Source organism: Caulobacter sp. ALps2 (assembly GCF_058681635.1).
The window spans coordinates 1,609,205-1,623,503 of record NZ_CM178743.1; the positions used below are offsets into that span (position 1 = coordinate 1,609,205).

Consider the following 14,299-nt stretch of genomic DNA (forward strand, 5'->3'; position numbering starts at 1 on the left):
CGAGAGGGGCGCGGCCATTTTTCTTGTTCGCGGGACCAGATTCCCCCTCCTTCCGAGGGGTTATGGGCTTGCGCCCTGCCGCCCATCCCCCATATCCGGCTTCGAAGCGGGGTTGACGGGCTCGTCAACTTCGCACAACGCATTTTGCCCGTTTGGTTTTCGCCGACGGAACAGGATGCGGACCCAACCGTAGAGCGTACGAACCCATCGGGGACGGGAACGAGAAAAACCGGGGCGCTTCCGAGAAGGCCCTAGTCACCACCGTCCGCCTAAAGGAGCGAACAGGTACCAAAATGAGCAAGATTATCGGCATCGACCTTGGCACCACGAACTCGTGCGTCGCCATCATGGACGGCAAGAATCCGAAGGTGATCGAGAACGCCGAAGGCGCTCGCACGACGCCGTCGGTCGTCGCCTTCATGGAAGATGGCGAACGCCTGGTTGGCCAGCCGGCCAAGCGCCAGGCCGTGACCAACCCGACCAATACGCTGTTCGCGATCAAGCGCCTGATCGGCCGCAACGCCAGCGACCCGGTCGTGGAAAAAGACAAGGGCATGGTGCCCTACGACATCGTCAAGGGCCCGACCGGCGACGCCTGGGTCAAGGCGCACGGCAAGGACTACAGCCCGCAAGAAGTGTCGGCCTTCATCCTGCAGAAGATGAAGGAAGCCGCCGAAGCCCATCTGGGCGAGCCGGTGACCAAGGCGGTCATCACGGTTCCGGCCTATTTCAACGACGCCCAGCGTCAGGCGACCAAGGACGCGGGCAAGATCGCCGGCCTGGAAGTCCTGCGCATCATCAACGAGCCGACCGCCGCGGCCCTGGCCTATGGCCTGGACAAGGATAACAACAAGAAGATCGCCGTCTACGACCTGGGCGGCGGCACCTTCGACGTGTCGATCCTGGAAATCGGCGACGGCGTCTTCGAAGTGAAGTCGACCAACGGCGACACGTTCCTGGGCGGCGAGGACTTCGACCTTCGGATCGTCGACTACCTGGCCGACGAGTTCAAGAAGGAGCAGGGCGTCGACCTGCGCAAGGACAAGCTGGCTCTGCAGCGCCTTCGTGAAGAGGCCGAAAAGGCCAAGAAGGAACTGTCGAGCACCGCTCAGTACGAAGTGAACCTGCCGTTCATCAGCATGAACGCCTCGGGTCCGCTGCACCTGAACATCAAGCTGTCGCGCGCCAAGCTGGAAGCCCTGGTCGACGACTTGATCTCGCGCACCATCGGTCCGTGCGAACAGGCCCTGAAGGACGCCGGCCTGAAGAAGAGCGACATCGACGAAGTGATCCTGGTCGGCGGCATGAGCCGCATGCCCAAGGTCCAGCAGGCGGTGCAGGACTTCTTCGGTCGCGAGCCGCACAAGGGCGTGAACCCCGACGAAGTCGTGGCGCTCGGCGCCGCCGTTCAGGCGGGCGTGCTGCAAGGCGACGTCAAGGACGTGCTGCTGCTGGACGTGACCCCGCTGACCCTGGGCATCGAGACCCTGGGCGGTGTGTTCACCCCGCTGATCGAACGCAACACCACGATCCCGACCAAGCGCTCGCAGACCTTCTCGACCGCCGACGACAACCAGTCGGCCGTGACGATCCGCGTGTTCCAGGGCGAACGCCCGATGGCCGTCGACAACAAGATCCTGGGTCAGTTCGACCTGGTCGGCATCCCGCCGGCGCCGCGCGGCGTGCCGCAGATCGAGGTCACCTTCGACATCGACGCCAACGGCATCGTGCAGGTCCACGCCAAGGACAAGGCGACCAACAAGGAGCACTCGATCCGCATCCAGGCCAATGGCGGCCTCTCGGACAGCGACATCGAGCGCATGGTCAAGGAAGCCGAGGCCAACAAGGCCGCGGACGAGACCAAGAAGAAGCTGGTCGAGGCCAAGAACCAGGGCGAGGCGATCCTGCACTCGACCGAGAAGGCCCTGGCCGAGCACGGCGACAAGGTCGGCGCGCCTGAAAAGACCGCGATCGAGACCGGGATCACCGAACTGAAGACCGCCCTGGAAGGCGAGGACGTCGAGGCCATCCAGGCCAAGACTCAAGCCCTGATCCAGGCGTCGATGAAGCTGGGCGAGGCCATGTACGCCTCGCAGCAAGGCTCGGACGACGGCGCTGACGGCGCCGAAGCCGCGGACGATGGCGTCGTCGACGCCGAGTTCGAGGAAGTCGACGACAACAAGCCGGCGAACTAATCGCCATGCGCGCGCCGGGGAACATTCTCGATAGGTCTGTTCCCCGGCCGCGACGTCTTGTCTCGCCGCCCCAGGACGCCTTGCGCCGGGCCGCGTGCTATCCCACCTCTCCCTGTATCAACGCCACTTTCGTGGGCCTTTTGGGCGCCAGACGCTGACGATGCGCGACTATTACGAAATTCTCGGCGTGACCCGGACCATCGATGATGCTGGTCTGAAGTCCGCGTTCCGCAAACTGGCGATGGAACACCACCCTGACCGCAATGGCGGTTGCGAGAACGCGACCGGGCGGTTCAAGGAGATCAACGAGGCCTATTCGGTCCTCTCCGACCCCCAGAAGCGCGCGGCCTATGACCGCTTCGGCCATGCTGGCGTCAATGGCGGCCAAGGTGGGGGCGGCGCTGGCTTCGGCGGCCAGGGCTTCGACACCAGCGACATCTTCAACGACGTCTTTGGCGACGTGTTCGGCGAGATGTTCGGCGGCGGCCGTCGCCAGTCGAACGGTCCCCAGCGCGGCCAGGACCTGCGCTACGATCTGGAGATTTCCCTCGAGCAGGCCTATGCCGGCGCCGAGGTCGAGATCAAGGTGCCCGCCGCCATGACCTGCGAGGTCTGCGAGGGCTCGGGCGCCAAGCCCGGCACCAATCCCACCGTCTGCGGCACCTGCGGCGGCGCCGGCCGGGTCCGGGCGACGCAAGGCTTCTTCGCTGTCGAGCGCGGCTGTCCGCGCTGCGGCGGCTCGGGCCGTCTGGTCCTGGATCCCTGCACCAACTGCCACGGCCACGGCCAGGTGCGCCGCGAGCGCATCCTGTCGGTCCGCATCCCGGCCGGGGTCGACGACGGCGCCCGCATCCGCCTGGCGGGCGAGGGCGACGCGGGCGCGCGCGGCGGTCCGCGCGGCGACCTCTACATCTTCCTGTCGGTGACCCCGCACGAGCTGTTCGAGCGCGACGGTCTCGATCTGCTGTGCACCGTGCCGGTGCCGATGACCACGGCCGCCCTGGGCGGCGAGATCGAGGCCCCCTGCCTGCTGGGCGGCGAGACCTGCGATGGCCAGTGCAAGATCTCGGTCACGGTCCCGGAAGGCGCCCAGACGGGCAAGACCGTCCGCCTCAAGGGCAAGGGCATGCCGTCCCTGCGCAGCCGCCAGCGCGGTGATCTGGTGGTCGAGCTGTTCGTCGAAACCCCGACCCACCTGTCCGCTCGTCAGAAGGAACTGATGCGCGAACTGGCCGGCCTGTGCGGCGAGAAACAGAACCCCAAGTCCGCCAACTTCGTCGGCAAGGCCAAGAGGTTCTGGGAAGAGGTCACGGGGAACTAGGGCGTTTCCTTAGCCCCCTTGCCTGACGCGTTCCAGGGCCACGACCAGGCCGCCGAGGATGATCGCCGCGATGATCGCGCCCACGACCCATCCGCCGATGAAGGCGTCGTCGCGCAGCTTGGCCGGGGCCGATAGTCCGGTTTCGTTGGCCAGGCTGACCTTGAAGCCCGGAAGCTCCAGCAGGGTGACTTCGGACTTGTCCGGCTTCGCGGGCCGCTTGTCGGTCATCGAGAAAGCTCAACGGAACGGGCGACGCGGGTCAAGCGCGCAAAATGGCTGTTCGTCCCGCTTCATCCCCGTATTTCCTTAACGCCGCCCCTTAACGCCACCCGCGACGCTCTGTAGTTTCGGGCGTCATGAACGCCCACGCCACGCCGACCCCCGCGCACCTGCTCGACCCCACCGGCGCGACGCCGGTGATGCAGCAGTTCTTCGAGATGAAGGCGCGGCAGCCCGATGCGTTGATTTTCTTCCGCATGGGCGATTTCTACGAGCTGTTCTTCGACGACGCCTACAAGGCCGCCGCGGCGCTGGGCATCAGCCAGACGTTCCGGGGCACGCATGCGGGCCAGCCGATTCCGATGGCGGGCGTGCCGCAGCACGCGGCCGAGGCCTATCTATCCAAGCTGATCCGCATGGGCTTCAAGGTCGCCGTCTGCGAGCAGATGGAAGACCCGGCCGAGGCCAAGAAGCGCGGCTCCAAGTCGGTCGTCCGCCGCGACATCGTCCGCGTCGTGACGCCGGGCACCCTGACCGAGGACGGCCTGCTGGACGCGCGGGGCGCCAACCGTCTGGCGGCCGTGGCGGTGCGCGCCGGACAGGCCGCCGTGGCGTCGGTCGAACTGTCGACCGGCGAGGTCGAGGTCTTCGCCCTGGCCAAGGAAGCGGTCGCCCCGATCCTGGCGGCCCTGGCCCCGTCCGAAACCCTGGTCGCCGACCGGCTGCTGGCGGACGAGAGCCTGTCCCAGACCCTGAAGATCTGCGGCGGCCTGGTGCAGCCGATGCCCTCGGCCCTGTCGGAGCCACAGGCTTCGGAAGCCCGGGTGAAGCGCCTGTACGGCGTCGACACCCTGGACGGCTTCGGCGGGCTGACCCCGGCCGAGATCGGCGCCCTGGGCCTGATCGCCGCCCACCTGGAAATGACCCAGGCCGGCAAGCTGCCGGCGCTCCGCGCGCCCCGGCGGGCCGCCGACGCCGACGTCATGGCCATCGACCCAGCCACGCGCGGCAGTCTGGAGATCGATCGCACCCAGACCGGCGACCGCAACGGCTCGCTGCTGGCCTGCATCGACCGCACGGTGAGCGCCGGCGGCGCGCGGATGCTGGCCTCGCGGCTGGCCCGTCCGCTGCTCGACGTCGCCGCGATCGACCAGCGCCTGGACGCCGTCGAGTGGTTCGTCGAGCACCGCCAGCTGCGACAGCGCCTGCGCGAGGTGCTGAAGGGCTCGGGCGACATGGCCCGCGCGCTTTCCCGTCTCGCCCTCGGTCGGGGCGGCCCGCGCGACCTGGGCTGCCTGCGCGACACCCTGAAGGTCGGCGAGCGCCTGGCCGGCATGGCGGGCGGTTCGCCCGATCCGCTGTCGCCGCCGCCGTTCGAGCTGGAGCACGCCTTCAAGGCCCTGACCCCGTCGCTGCACGAGGGCCTGTCGCAGTTCCTCAATGTGTTGGAGCAGGGCCTTGGTTCGGATCTCCCGGCCCTGGCCCGCGACGGCGGTTTCGTCGCCGCCGGCATCCGTCCGGAGCTGGACCAGGCGCGCGGCCTGCGCGACGACAGCCGCAAGGTCATCGTCGCCCTGGAGGCCCAGCTGACCGCCGACAGCGGCGTGCCGCTGAAGATCCGCCACAACGGCGTGCTGGGCTATTTCGTCGAGGCCACGGCCGGCAAGGCCGACCCGCTGTTCCAGCCGCCTTTGAACGCGACCTTCATCCACCGTCAGACCCTGGCCAACCAGGTGCGCTTCACGACCGTGGAACTGGCCGACCTCGACGCCCGCATCGCCCAGGCCGCCGAACGGGCCCTGGCCATGGAGGTCGCCGCCTTCGAGGATTGGCGCGAGCAGGCCCGGCTGTTGGCCGACGCCATCCAGATCGCCGCCGAGGCCCTGGCCCGGCTGGACGTCGCCTCGGCGCTGGCGGAATGGGCCGAGGACGCCGACGCCGTGCGGCCGGTCGTCGACAAGTCCTACGCCTTCGACGCCAAGGGCGCCCGCCACCCGGTGGTCGAGGCCGCCGTCAAGCGCGCCGGCGACCCCTACACGCCCAATGACTGCTGCCTGGACGCCTCGGGCGAGACCGGCGCGCGGCTGTCGATCGTCACCGGCCCGAACATGGCCGGTAAGTCGACCTTCCTGCGCCAGAACGCCCTGCTGGCGATCCTGGCCCAGTCGGGCTGCTACGTGCCGGCCGCCAGCTTCCGTCTTGGCGTGGTCGATCGCCTGTTCAGCCGCGTCGGGGCGGGGGATGACCTGGCCCGGGGCCGCTCGACCTTCATGATGGAGATGGTCGAGACCGCCGCCATCCTCACCCAGGCCGGTCCGCGCTCGCTCGTGATCCTGGACGAGATCGGTCGGGGCACGGCCACCTATGACGGCCTGGCCATCGCCTGGGCCTGCGCCGAGGCCCTGCACGACACCAACAAGAGCCGCGCTCTCTTCGCCACGCACTATCACGAGCTGGCGACCCTTGAGGAGCGGCTAGCGCACGTCTCCAACCTATCCCTGCGGGCCAAGGAGTGGAACGGCGATCTGGTGTTCCTGCACGAGGCCGCGCCGGGTCCGGCCGACCGCTCTTATGGTGTTCAAGTGGCTAAGCTGGCCGGCGTGCCCGGTCCCGTGGTCGTCCGCGCCCGCGAGGTGCTGGACCGCCTGGAGAGCAAGGACCAGTCGCCGGCCAAGCTGGACGACCTGCCGCTGTTCGCGGTGAGTCAGGCGGTCGTCCAAGCGCCCGCCAAAGCGGCGCCGAGTGTCGTCGAGGACACCTTGTCGGATCTGGACGTTGACGGCATGAGCCCCCGCGAGGCCTTGGAGGCGCTCTATCGTCTTAAGGGTCTGCTGAAGACCTAGCTGGTACTTATATAATCAACATGCCCCGTCGCCTTCGCCCCACCCGCCTGGAACACGTCGTCGACGGGCACGCCCTGCGCGCGCGCCTGTCCGCGGCCGCCCTCGACTCCATCGGCAACGAGGCCGAGCAGCGCTCGCGGGCCATCGAGATCCTGAAGCAGGCGTTGTTTCGCGGCCGGATGATCGCCAAGGAGCGGTTGGAGAACGGGGCCGCCGGCGTCGAGACCGCCCGCCTGCTCAGCGGCGTCACCGACGAGGTGATCACCGCCCTCTACGACTTCACCACGGTGCACGTGTTCCGGGCCCGCAACCCGACCGAGGGCGAACGCCTTTGCCTGTTGGCGGTCGGCGGCTATGGCCGGCGGACCCTGGCGCCGTTCAGCGACATCGATCTGCTGTTCCTGCGGCCCTACAAGCAGACGCCGCACGCCGAGAGCGTGATCGAGTACATGCTGTATGCGCTGTGGGATCTGGGCTTCAAGGTCGGCCACGCCTCGCGGACGATCGAGGAGTGCGTGCGCCTCTCGAAGGAAGACTTCACGATCCGAACCTCGATCCTGGAGGCCCGCCGGCTGACCGGCGACGAGCGCCTGGCCGAGGACCTGAAGAAGCGCTACCGCGATGACGTCATGAAGGGCACCGGCGCCCAGTTCGTCGCCGCCAAGCTGAAGGAGCGCGACGACCGCCAGGCCCGGGCCGGCGCCAGCCGCTACATGGTCGAGCCCAACGTCAAGGAAGGCAAGGGGGGGCTCCGCGACCTGCACACCCTGATGTGGATCGCCGAATATCTGCATCCGGTGGATCGTCCCGAGGACGTCTTCAAGATGGAGGTGTTCTCAGGGAGAGAAACCAAGGCCTTCATCCGCGCCTTCGACTTCCTGCACGCCGTGCGGGCCCACCTGCACTTCACGACCGGTCGTCCGGAAGAGCGCCTGACCTTCGACCTGCAGCCCGAGATCGCCCGCCGCATGGGTTATGGCGACCGGGGCGACGCGCCGGCGGTCGAGCGGTTCATGCGGCGTTATTTCCTGATCGCCAAGGAGGTCGGGGCCTTGACCCGCGCCTTCTCGGCCAAGCTGGAAGCCGAGCATTTCAAGAACGAGCCCAAGGGCATCTCGCGGTTCCTGCCGGGCGGCCGCCCCAAGCGCAAGGCGCTGGATGTCGAGGGGTTCTTCGAGGACAACGGGCGCCTGAACATCGAGGGGCAGGAGGTCTTCGAGGCCGATCCCGTCAACCTGATCCGCCTGTTCAAGATCGCCGACGAACGCGATCTGGATCTGCATCCGGACGCCTTCACGGCGGTGACCCGCGGCCTGTCGCTGATCACCTCGCGCGTGCGCCGCGATCCCGACGCCTGCCGGGCGTTCCTGGACCTGTTGGCGCGCGGCAAGCGCAGCTATCGCACCCTGACCCTGATGAACGACGCCGGGGTGCTGGGCCGCTTCGTGCCGGAGTTCGGCCGGATCGTGGCCCAGATGCAGTTCAACATGTACCACTCGTACACGGTGGACGAGCACACCCTGCGGGCCGTCGGCCTGATCGGCGACATGGCGGCCGGACGTCTGGTGGAGGATCACCCGCTGGCGGTCTCGATCATGCCGCTGATCGAGGATCGCGAGGCCCTGTTCCTGGCCATGCTGTTGCACGACACCGGCAAGGGCGGGGTCGGCGGCCAGGAGAAGGCCGGGGCCCGCTCGGCCCGCAGCGCCTGCGAACGTCTGGGCGTCGAGCGCGTCAAGGTCGAGCTGGTCGCCTGGCTGGTCGAGAACCACCTGGTGATGAGCGACTTCGCTCAGAAGCGCGACGTCTCCGACCCCGGCACCGTCGGGGCCTTCGCGCGGATCGTCGAGAACCCCGAGCGTCTGCGCCTGCTGCTGGTGATCACCGTCGCCGATATCCGCGCCGTGGGGCCGGGGGTCTGGAACGGCTGGAAGGGCCAGCTGCTGCGCGAGCTCTACAACGCCACCGAAGCCGTGTTCCGGGGTGGGCGCGGCAGCGACGCCGCCGCCAATGTCCAGCGCCACCAGGAAATCACCGCCGAGACCGCCCGCGCGGCTCTGCTGGAGACCGACCCGGCCGCCATGGGCTGGGCCACGGCGATGGAAAACGCCTATTTCAGCGCCTTCAATCAAGAGGACCTGTTCGAGCACGCCGCCCTGGCGCGCCGCGCGGCCATCCAGGGCGGAGCCGCCGCCGAGGGTCGTGTGCGTCAGGGCCAGAACGCCGCCGAGATCGTGGTGGCGGCCAAGGACCGTCGTGGCCTGTTCGCCGACCTGGCGCTGGCCATCTCGTCGCTGGGCGGCAATGTCGTCGGGGCGCGGGTCTTCACCTCTCGCCAGGGCCAGGCCCTGGATGTCTTCCATGTTCAGGACGTGACCGGCGCGCCGTTCGGCTGCGAGAACCCGCGCGCTTTGCGCCGCCTGGCCGACGCGCTGGAGGCGGCGGGTCGGGGCGAGGCGCTGTCGGTCGAGCCGCGCCGGGGCGCCGAGCAATCGCGCGCCGCGGCCTTCGCCATCGCCCCCACGGTCGTGGTCGACAACGACGCCTCCAACGACGCCACGGTGGTCGAGGCCTCGGGTCGCGACCGGCCGGGCCTGCTGCACGCCCTGGCCAAGACCCTGGCCGAGAGCGGCCTCTCCATCCAGTCGGCCCATATCGACGGCTATGGGGAGCGCGCCGTCGACGCCTTCTACGTCCAGACCGCCGAGGGTGGGAAGGTCACCGAGACCCGCAAGGTGGGCGCGCTGAAAGCCGACCTGCTGGCCGCCCTCGAGCAGAACGAAGCCACGGCCCCGGCCGCGCGCGCGGGCCTGCGCAAGGCGCGGGCCAGCGTGGCGCGTTAGGCCGGCTTCGCGAGATCGTCACGGGCCGGGGGATAATCTCGCCGGGTCACGCGAGCTAGGGAAACGACATGAAGCCGCCCATCAAGCGCCTGGCCGATCTCAAGCCATCGTCCCCGGCCGCCGGCGCCTATGCGCGGCCCACCCCGAAGGTGGCGCGCCGCAAGACCGCCAAGGTGCTGACCGACGAGGAACGCGCGGCCTTCCTCGCCTCGCGGCCGGACCTCGCGCCGAAGTCCTGAGCCGCCCCTAGCGTCCCTTGGCGATCACGTCCGCTGTCAGGGCCAGCAGCATGTAGCTGGCGGCGACGTTGACCACGTATTCGTTCTCGCCCCACAGGAACGGCCAGTCCTCCTTGTTCTCGGGCAGGTCGGGCTTGATGATCAGCACGCCGGGCACGACGCCGCCGGCGATGAAGCTGAAATCGGCGCGGTTGGCGCCGTAGGCCACTTCCTTGGACTGGGTCCCGACGCCGGACACCAGCGACAGGTTCGAGCCCGGATGGGTCCCGTACAGATAGTCGAGGGCGCGGTGGACGCCGTCGACGGGGACAATGGCCGGGAAGGCCTTGCGCAGGGCCGCGTGGGTCAGGCCCGCCTCGACCACCTGGCCGCTGCCGGCCCAGCCGGCGGTTCCGATGAAGACGCCGAACGGATTGGCCGTCGCCAGCTTGGCGTCCTCGGCCAGCCATGCCCGAACGGCGGGCTCCATCCGGGCCTTGTAGGCGGCCGGCATGACCGGGATCGCCTGGACCGCGGTACGGGCGTTGAAGGCGAAGCGTTTCTCGACCTCGGGCCACATCGCCTCGATGCGCTGGGCGTACTTTGGCTCCTTGGTGGTGATCAGCAGCTCGACCGTGGCGTCGAACTCCTCGTCGGTCAGGTGGCCGCCGGTGGTGTTGCCATGGCGGAAGTCGTCGGGGGCATGGGCGTGCTCCTCGTCCCAAACCCGCCTGGCGATGGTCAGGCTCTCGTCGGCCAGGGCGTCGTCGGCTCCGCGCAGGGCGCGGCTGGCGGCGGCGAGAGCGGCGATCGAGCCGTAGTTCAGGGCCGTGGATTTGTTGGTGAAGGCCCAGCGGTCGTCCTTGTCGCCAGGGATCCCGTTGGTCTTGGTCACGGCGTCGCCCAGGTGGGTATATTGGTCGAGATCCGGCTCGACGATGCCGTTGATCGCGTGGCCGACGGCCTTGTGCTGGGCGACCAGTTGCAGGGTCCCGTGACGGATCTGCTGGACGAGGTCGGGCTTGCCGTCGGGGATGTGGATCTCGACCCGGCGCGCGGCGTCGTCGACGCTGGTCTGATCGCGGGTCGGGCGGAAGGTTTCCCAGGTCTCGACCATGTTGCGCACGACCGCGTACTGGGTCTGGGTGCGGATGTCGAAGTCGCCGGCGTCGAACCAGCCGCCGATGTTCAGGCCGGGGATGTGTTCCAGCGGCTTGAAACGCGTGTCGGTGGTCGGACCCTGGCGGTAGAGGTCCAGGTGCTCGTGGTCGACCGGGGCTTGCAGGGCGTCGTCCTTGTGGGCCTCGCCGTGCCAGACGCGATAGGCCTCGTTGACGAACATGTGGTCCATGGCGACCGGGAAATAGACGTCCAGGGTCGGATGCCAGGTGTCGGTGTAGACGTCCGGACCGATGCGGAACGGCGCGCCGCGGACGCCGCCATACTCGACGACATAGGCGCCGGGCTGTCTCACGCCGCTGAAGTCGAAGCGGCCGTAGTTGTAGCGCAGGTAACGACCCCAGGGCTTCACAGGCCCCTCAAGGGCGGTGGTGAAGGCGCCGGTGTCGGCGATCCGCAGCAGGCGCGCGGTGGTCTTGGCCTTGTCGGCCGGGTCCAGCTCGATCACCGCCGTCTTGGCCTGGTTCGGGGCGTAGCCGACCTGCGAGTGGGCGATCATCGGCGGTCGGACCCAGGCGGGGTCGCCCTGGGGCGAGAGGGTCCATTCCAGCACCTTGCCGGCCTTGCCCGAGGGCAGCAGGCCGCGCGCCACGAACCAGCCGTTCTGGGCCTGGTTGCGGCCGTCATAGAGGGCGATCGGCGCCGACGAGGTCAGGGTGACGCGATGGGCTTTGTCCTCCGGAGCCAGCACGAAGCGTTTGCCCCGCGCCAGGGGCAGGGGCTCGGCGCGACCGTCCTGTCCCGCGCCCGCCGCCATGTCGCTGGCCGGGTACAGCGGAAAGACGCCGGCCTTGCCGTCGGCCATGAAGGTCTTGCGGAAATAGGCGGACGGCAGGAATTCCAGGTTGAAGCCGGCCTTGTCCTCCAGCGCCGGAGGCAGGGGCTTGTCCAGCACGATGCCGACCACGACGTCGCCGCCGCGTGGCTCGGATCGGATCACATAGCGAAAGCCGTGCTCGGCGTACTCAAGGGTGGCTTCGACCACGCCGGTCTTGGGATCGGCCTTGCGGTCGACCAGCTTGCCGATCGGGTCCCACTGGCCTGGCGTCGGCGAGAGACGGACGTCGCCGTTGGTGGCCGTGCGCACGCCGCGCTGGACCAGCTCGACCCCGCTGATCTTGGCGTCGCTGAACAGGCTGTCGTACCAGTTGCTGAACACCAGCACCTCGGCCCCCGGCGTGGCGTAGTAGCCGGCCTCGGTCAGCTTCATCGGGGGCGTCGCGGTCTGGGCCATGGCGGTGGCGGACAGCAGGCAGGCGAGCGAAAGGGCGAGCGGGGCTCCGCGCATCATGTTTCCTCCTGGCCCGTCGGACGCGAGCCTTGCCGCTAGGGTTGCGGGTGGAAGACAGCGCCGTCAACGAAAAATTGGTACCGGTCACATTTGTAGGATCATCGTCGAAAGCGTCGCGCCCCCAATGGTTGTGTTTTCGCGACATTAATCCCAAGATCGTCACGGACGTGTCGCGCGCGCCGTCCATGCTCGGCGCGCCGACACGCCTCGGGGAGAGCGCCATGACGGATGCCGATCGCGACACCGGACCTCGCCGCGACATCGTCGCGACGTCCTCGACCGCCCTGTCGGACGCGGTCGCCAAGGCCGTCGACAAGACGCCGGCCTATGTGGCGCCGAACGCGCGGGCCCAGCGAGCGGCCTCGGCGCGATCCGACAAACGTTTCTTGGCGCGCAAGACGCTGATCGAGCCCAGTTCGGCCGATCCCAACGGCTTCGAACGCATGATCGGCGCCAGCGACCTGCTGTCGATCAACTTCCTGGACCGGGGCCGGCGCGCGGCCGCCGCCGTCTGCCGCATCAAGGTCCCAGCCGACGGCGGCGCCTGGTACGGCACCGGCTTCCTGGTCGGGCCGCGCCTGCTGCTGACCAATCATCACGTGCTGGCCAGTCCAGACGAAGCCAGCCAGGCCGAGGCCGAGTTCGCCTACGAGCACGATCTGGACGGCGTCCTGCAGGAGCCGGTGAGCTTCAACCTGCGCCCGCACGAGGTGTTCTACACCAACGCCGAAATGGACTTCACCTTCATCGGCGTGACGCCGCTGTCGGATGACGGCGTGCCGCTGGCGCGCTTCGGCCGACTGCCACTGCTGCCGATCTCGGGCAAGGCCGTCGACGGCGAGTGGGTGTCGATCATCCAGCACCCCGGCGGCGAGGCCAAGCAGATCGCGATCCACGCCAGCCAGATCCTGGACCTGGATCCCGCGGCGGCGGCCGGCGTCGACCTGGACGCCTTCATCCACTATTCGACCGACACCGAACCTGGCTCGTCCGGCGCGCCGGTGATGAACGACCAGTGGCAGGTCCTGGCCCTGCACCACAAGGCGGTGCCCGATCCCGCCAGCCTGACCGATCTGGGCGCCGAGCCGGTCTTCATCGCCAACGAGGGCGTGCGGGTCAGCGCGATCTTCCGCCACCTGGAGGCCAACCGTTTCCAGACGCCCCAGGCCGGCGTCGTGCTGGATCGGCTGGAGGGGTCGCTGGGCCTGTCGCCGATGCCCAAGGGCCAGGGCGAGAGCGCGGGCCTGCTCGAGGCCGACCGCTCGCCGCTTCCGGTCTCACGCTGGGCGGACGTCACCGGCTACGATCCGGACTTCCTCAGTGTGCGCATCGACCTCAATCAGGTCATCGCGCCGATGCGGGCGTTGGGCCTGGTGGCTCCGCTGCTGAACGGCGGGGAGATCCTCGACTACAGCCACTACTCGTCGGTGATCCACAAGGCGCGGAAGTTCCCGATCCTGACCGTGGTCAATATCGACGGGGCGCGGCTGATCCATCCCGGCGAGCGCAAGAACACCTGGCGGCGCGACGCGCGGATCGCCGACGAATATCAGCCGGCCGGCAACTTCTATGAGAAGAACAAGGGCACGGATCCGGTCCAGTTCAGCCGTGGCCACCAGGTGCGGCTGCTCGATCCGTGCTGGGGCGCCGACAAGGCGGAAGCGGCGGCCAATGCCGAGGAGACCTTCCACTACACCAACGCCGCGCCCCAGGTTCAGGGCTATAACGACATCGACTGGGGCAATCTCGAAGACTACCTGCTGGATCGCGCCCAACGCACCGAGCGGCGGCTGACGATCTTCACGGGGCCGATCTATCGCGACGACGACCCGTGGTACGGCGAGGGCCGCGAGGGCGGGCCGTGGCGCATTCCGTTGTCGTTCTGGAAGATCGCGGTGCTGCAGAAGACCGACGCCAAGGCGACGGCGGCGGCCTTCATCGTCGGCCAGACCCAGTACGTGCAGGCCCTGTACGAGGCCAAGGTGTTTTCGGGCCTCAAGCCCTACACGGTGGACGAGATGCGCAGCCGCCACATCCAGACGACCGTCGCGGCGATCCAGGCCGAGACCGGGCTCGATTTCTCGGCCGTGCGGGCCATCGACGCCCAGGGTTCGCTGGAATCGACGCGGCGGACACGCTGGATCCGCGACGCCAGCGAGATCGCGATCTAGCCTGTCGGGGATGATCCGG

General features: G+C 68.5%; 8 protein-coding genes. 6 read left to right on the forward strand and 2 right to left on the reverse strand.

Features of this window, described 5'->3' with window-relative positions; translation table 11 throughout:
* Positions 1-293: 293 nt before the first annotated feature.
* Together dnaK and dnaJ are read left to right on the forward strand one after the other, a co-directional pair.
* The gene (gene dnaK, locus ACW173_RS07645) at positions 294-2,195 is read left to right on the forward strand and encodes a molecular chaperone DnaK (protein WP_492084335.1); all 1,902 of its coding nucleotides are present in this window, start codon (positions 294-296) and stop codon (positions 2,193-2,195) included.
* 160 nt (positions 2,196-2,355) lie between these two features.
* Positions 2,356-3,516: a molecular chaperone DnaJ gene (dnaJ, locus tag ACW173_RS07650; protein ID WP_492084337.1), complete on the forward strand. Its 1,161-nt coding sequence runs from the start codon at positions 2,356-2,358 to the stop codon at positions 3,514-3,516.
* Between the two features lie 9 nt (positions 3,517-3,525).
* On the opposite strand, the gene ACW173_RS07655 is transcribed toward dnaJ, so the two are convergent.
* On the reverse strand, positions 3,526-3,744 hold the full coding sequence (locus ACW173_RS07655; protein WP_492084339.1) for a hypothetical protein: 219 nt from the start codon (positions 3,742-3,744) through the stop codon (positions 3,526-3,528).
* A 128-nt stretch (positions 3,745-3,872) separates the two neighbouring features.
* On the opposite strand from ACW173_RS07655, the gene mutS reads away from it, so the two are divergent.
* The 3 genes from mutS (at position 3,873) to ACW173_RS07670 (ending at position 9,660) form a co-directional block, all read left to right on the forward strand.
* Positions 3,873-6,578 (forward strand): DNA mismatch repair protein MutS, encoded by a 2,706-nt coding sequence (gene mutS, locus ACW173_RS07660; RefSeq protein WP_492084340.1) that lies wholly within the window; start codon positions 3,873-3,875, stop codon positions 6,576-6,578.
* Between the two features lie 20 nt (positions 6,579-6,598).
* Positions 6,599-9,421, forward strand: coding sequence for a [protein-PII] uridylyltransferase (locus tag ACW173_RS07665; RefSeq protein WP_492084341.1), 2,823 nt, complete (start codon positions 6,599-6,601; stop codon positions 9,419-9,421).
* A 68-nt stretch (positions 9,422-9,489) separates the two neighbouring features.
* Positions 9,490-9,660, forward strand: coding sequence for a hypothetical protein (locus ACW173_RS07670; RefSeq protein WP_492084343.1), 171 nt, complete (start codon positions 9,490-9,492; stop codon positions 9,658-9,660).
* A gap of 7 nt (positions 9,661-9,667) precedes the next feature.
* On the opposite strand, the gene ACW173_RS07675 is transcribed toward ACW173_RS07670, so the two are convergent.
* Entirely contained in the window at positions 9,668-12,109 is a 2,442-nt protein-coding gene (locus ACW173_RS07675; RefSeq protein ID WP_492084344.1) for a glycoside hydrolase family 9 protein, read from the reverse strand.
* Positions 12,110-12,330: 221 nt separating this feature from the next.
* On the opposite strand from ACW173_RS07675, the gene ACW173_RS07680 reads away from it, so the two are divergent.
* A complete protein-coding gene (locus ACW173_RS07680) occupies positions 12,331-14,280 on the forward strand; it encodes a DNA/RNA non-specific endonuclease (RefSeq protein WP_492084345.1) in 1,950 nt (649 codons plus the stop codon).
* Positions 14,281-14,299: the final 19 nt, after the last annotated feature.

What these genes read in the sequence shown, in the direction of transcription:
- dnaK (WP_492084335.1), top strand. Translation starts at nt 294, where the DNA reads ATGAGCAAGATTATCGGCATCGACCTTGGCACCACGAACTCGTGCGTC.
- dnaJ (WP_492084337.1), top strand. Translation starts at nt 2,356, where the DNA reads ATGCGCGACTATTACGAAATTCTCGGCGTGACCCGGACCATCGATGAT.
- ACW173_RS07655 (WP_492084339.1), bottom strand. Translation starts at nt 3,744, where the DNA reads ATGACCGACAAGCGGCCCGCGAAGCCGGACAAGTCCGAAGTCACCCTG.
- mutS (WP_492084340.1), top strand. Translation starts at nt 3,873, where the DNA reads ATGAACGCCCACGCCACGCCGACCCCCGCGCACCTGCTCGACCCCACC.
- ACW173_RS07665 (WP_492084341.1), top strand. Translation starts at nt 6,599, where the DNA reads ATGCCCCGTCGCCTTCGCCCCACCCGCCTGGAACACGTCGTCGACGGG.
- ACW173_RS07670 (WP_492084343.1), top strand. Translation starts at nt 9,490, where the DNA reads ATGAAGCCGCCCATCAAGCGCCTGGCCGATCTCAAGCCATCGTCCCCG.
- ACW173_RS07675 (WP_492084344.1), bottom strand. Translation starts at nt 12,109, where the DNA reads ATGATGCGCGGAGCCCCGCTCGCCCTTTCGCTCGCCTGCCTGCTGTCC.
- ACW173_RS07680 (WP_492084345.1), top strand. Translation starts at nt 12,331, where the DNA reads ATGACGGATGCCGATCGCGACACCGGACCTCGCCGCGACATCGTCGCG.